The sequence below is a fragment of the Nocardiopsis sp. TNDT3 genome (assembly GCF_003427465.1).
In the GTDB taxonomy this organism is placed as follows: domain Bacteria; phylum Actinomycetota; class Actinomycetes; order Streptosporangiales; family Streptosporangiaceae; genus Nocardiopsis; species Nocardiopsis dassonvillei.
Genome location: NZ_QPFC01001318.1, coordinates 1 through 3,010, shown reverse-complemented (window position 1 = coordinate 3,010; position 3,010 = coordinate 1). Strand labels below are relative to the sequence as shown.

Below are 3,010 nucleotides of genomic sequence, written 5' to 3'. Positions count from 1 at the left end.
TCCGCGCCCAGGGCGTGCACGCCCACCCCGACCACCCGGCCGCCGTGCTCCACGGTGCGCCGCTCGAAGTCGACCTTCGCGCGCAGGATCTCCTCGCAGCAGCGCAGGAACGCGTCCGCCCAGCGCGGGCTGAGGAAGCCCAGCCGGTCCGCGCCCAGCATGCCCTCCAGCAGCTCGCGCGCGACCTGACCGGGCAGCATCCGGAAGTACTCCGGGGGAGCCCACGGGGTGTGTGAGAAGTGCGCGATGCGCAGGTCGGGGCGGCGCGCGCGCAGGATCCGCGGCACCAGCGCCAGGTGGTAGTCCTGCACGGCGACGCGGGCGCCCTCGGCGGCACCGGCCACCAGGGCCTCGGCGAACGCGTTGTTGTAGGCGGTGTAGTCCTCCCACGTCCGCCGGAAGCGCGAACCGAAGGACGGCTTGTTGGGGGTGTCGTACAGCATGTGCTGCACGAACCACAGGGTCGAGTTGGCCACCCCGGTGTAGGCGCCGTCGAAGGTCTGCCGGGGGATGTCCAGCATGTGGACCCGCATGCCGTCCAGGTCGTAAGCCTGGTCCAGCCGGGCCTGCGGCGCCTCCGCCGCGGCCCGCCGGTCGGCGTCGGACAGGGCGGCGCACACCCAGATGCTGTCGATCTCGGTGGCGACCGAGATCATCCCCGACACCAGTCCGCCCCCGCCGCGCCGATGCTCCAGCGAGCCGTCGTCGGCGGTCGAGAAGGACACGGGCCCTCTGTTGGAGGCGATGAGGATCTGTGCCTTGTCCACGTGGTCGTCCTCTCGGAGAAAAAGCGATCGGGGTGGGGCGGTGGTGAAAGGGGGTCGCATCCTATGTCTCGCCTGTCGACAGCCGCCCCAAACCCCGCGCGGGTCAGCGGGGGTGCGCGTCACACGTCCAGCGCGCCGGGGGTGCGCCCTCCCGGCCCGGACCAGCGCCGTCTCACCATGTGAGCCGTTTCGTGTTACCCGGGTCACCAGGCGTGGAAAACCGGCCGGCACCTCCGTTACAGTTGCGGTGCGGATCCGACAGGACCAGCGCAAAACTTCATATTGCTCATCCAGAGGGGTGGAGGGACCGGCCCTGCGAAGCCCCGGCAACCATTCCAGCATGTGACACCCGCGAACCCGCGGGACGGCTGGGACAGGTGCCAACTCCGGCCTGGGGACAAGGTGTCCGCCAGGAAAGATGAGGGGAGACGCCTCGCCATGGCGATTGCCGCCACCGAACCCACCGCCGCCCGCTCCTTCGGCCCCGGCACCGCGCTCTCCTGTCGCGAGTGCGGCGAGCGCTACGAACTCACCCCCCGGTTCGCCTGCGAGTTCTGCTTCGGCCCCCTTGAGGTCGCCTACGACTTCGGGACCGTCACCCGCGCCGACATCGAGAGCGGCCCCAAGAGCATCTGGCGCTACTGCTCCCTCCTGCCCGTCCCGGCCAACGTCGCCGAGCTGCCCAACATGGCCCCCGGCCTGACCCCGCTGGTGCGGGCCGACCGCCTCGCGGCCGAGCTGGGCCTGGACTCCCTCCACGTCAAGGACGACTCCGGCAACCCCACGCACTCCTTCAAGGACCGCGTGGTCGCCATCGCCGTCGAGGCCGCCCGCACCTTCGGGTTCACCACCCTGTCCTGCTCCTCCACCGGCAACCTGGCCGGAGCCGTCGGCGCCGCCGCCGCGCGCGCCGGGTTCGAGTCCTGCGTGTTCATCCCCGCCGGGCTGGAGGAGGCCAAGGTCGTCATGGCCTCCGTCTACGGCGGCAAGGTCGTGGCCATCGACGGCAACTACGACGACGTCAACCGCTTCTGCTCCGAGCTCATCGGCGACCCGGTGGGCGAGGGCTGGGGCTTCGTCAACGTCAACCTGCGCCCCTACTACGGCGAGGGCTCCAAGACGCTGGCCTACGAGATCGCCGAGCAGCTCGGCTGGCGCCTGCCCGAGCAGATCGTCGTCCCGATCGCGTCCGGCTCCCAGCTCACCAAGATCGACAAGGGCTTCCAGGAACTGGTCAAGCTCGGCCTGGTCGAGGACCGCCCGTACCGGATCTTCGGCGCCCAGGCCACGGGCTGCTCCCCGGTCGCGCAGGCCTGGGACAAGGGCATCGACGTCATCCAGCCGGTCAAGCCCGACACCATCGCCAAGTCGCTGGCCATCGGCAACCCGGCCGACGGGCCCTACGTGCTGGACATCGCCAAGCGCACGGGCGGATCGGTGGAGCACGTGGGCGACGACGAGATCGTCGACTCCATCAAGCTCCTCGCCCGCACCGAGGGCATCTTCGCCGAGACCGCGGGCGGCGTCACCACCGGCGTGCTGCGCAAGCTCGTCCGCGAGGGCAGGCTCGACCCGAAGGCCGAGACGGTCGTGCTCAACACCGGTGACGGGCTCAAGACCCTGAACGCCGTCGACGCCGGGGTGAGCGCCACGATCAAGCCGTCGCTGAGCGCCTTCACCGACGCCGGTCTGGCCTAGACAGTGTCCTCCGGGGCCTCCGCTTCGCTTCGGCCCGCCCGTCGCCCGCCGTCGCCCGCAGGGGCGCCACGCGACGAGGCGGGTTACCGCCCCCCACGGACGCGAAGCCCGGCACTTTCGTTGTTCGGGCGCCCGAGCGACCCCTCCGGCGCTGAGGCCCCGTAAGAGCAGGCTCAGGCCGCCCCGACCACCCGTCATCTCCCACGAGTAAGGAAGTCCGCCATGAGCGCCAGCGTCCGCGTGCCCACCATCCTGCGCACCTACACCAACGACGCCTCCGAGGTCTCCGCCGAGGGCGCCACCCTGGCCGAGGTCCTCGACGACCTGGAGGCCAACTACCCCGGCATCCGCGCCCGCATCCTGGACGACAGCGGCAAGGTGCGCCGCTTCGTCAACGTCTACATCGGCGACGAGGACGTGCGCTTCGAGAAGGGCCTGCAGACCGAGGTCGCCGACGGCGCCCAGGTCTCCATCATCCCGGCGGTCGCCGGGGGCTGCTGAGCCCCGGCGTGAGGGGCGGCCGCGGCGCGACAGGGCGCCGGGGC

At 71.2% G+C, this 3,010-nt stretch carries 3 protein-coding genes and 1 riboswitch; of the genes, 2 read left to right on the top strand and 1 reads right to left on the bottom strand.

All coding sequences use genetic code 11. The features are described from left to right. Nucleotides 1-767, bottom strand: a 767-nt coding sequence (locus DQW06_RS27345) for a trehalose-6-phosphate synthase (protein WP_198662565.1), incomplete at its 3' end; no start/stop codon positions are given. A gap of 283 nt (nucleotides 768-1,050) precedes the next feature. Further along, nucleotides 1,051-1,192: riboswitch (SAM riboswitch) on the top strand. A gap of 13 nt (nucleotides 1,193-1,205) precedes the next feature. Here DQW06_RS27345 and thrC point away from each other — a divergent pair. Together thrC and DQW06_RS27335 are read left to right on the top strand one after the other, a co-directional pair. Continuing rightward, a complete protein-coding gene (gene thrC / locus DQW06_RS27340) occupies nucleotides 1,206-2,465 on the top strand; it encodes a threonine synthase (RefSeq protein ID WP_117199568.1) in 1,260 nt (419 codons plus the stop codon). Nucleotides 2,466-2,687: 222 nt separating this feature from the next. Further along, on the top strand, nucleotides 2,688-2,966 hold the full coding sequence (locus DQW06_RS27335; RefSeq protein ID WP_013155203.1) for a ubiquitin-like small modifier protein 1: 279 nt from the start codon (nucleotides 2,688-2,690) through the stop codon (nucleotides 2,964-2,966). The last annotated feature ends 44 nt before the right edge of the window (nucleotides 2,967-3,010 follow it).